General features: G+C 60.7%; 1 pseudogene. It reads right to left on the bottom strand.

What is annotated here, in order from left to right:
- A pseudogene (locus tag B3520_RS09220) lies at nucleotides 1-214 on the bottom strand (phosphoribosylamine--glycine ligase N-terminal domain-containing protein); the annotation flags it as partial.
- Nucleotides 215-270 lie beyond the last annotated feature (56 nt).

The raw sequence follows: 270 nt of genomic DNA, 5'->3' as shown, positions 1-270 counted from the left end.
GGCCGACGATGGTCAGCGCCACGTCATTGTGCTGGGCGAACTCTGCCAGAGCCGGAAAATCCAGCACGTCGATATCCACGTTGACCAGGTTTTTCTCCAGGGCCGTGCCGGCGTTGCCGGGGGCCACAAACACTTTGTTGACCTTGGGGCTCTGGGCCGCCTTCCAGGCGAGGGCGTGTTCACGTCCGCCGCCGCCGATGACCAGTAGGTTCATGCTTTAGACCTTTCGTGGTTTGGATTGACTTGAGTTACGGCGGATGCGGCCTTTGG

It is taken from the genome of Marinimicrobium sp. UBA4509 (assembly GCF_002388575.1).
Classification (GTDB): domain Bacteria; phylum Pseudomonadota; class Gammaproteobacteria; order Pseudomonadales; family Cellvibrionaceae; genus Marinimicrobium; species Marinimicrobium koreense.
The sequence above is the reverse complement of the archived record's forward strand: the minus strand, read 5'-3'. Positions and strand labels throughout refer to the sequence as shown.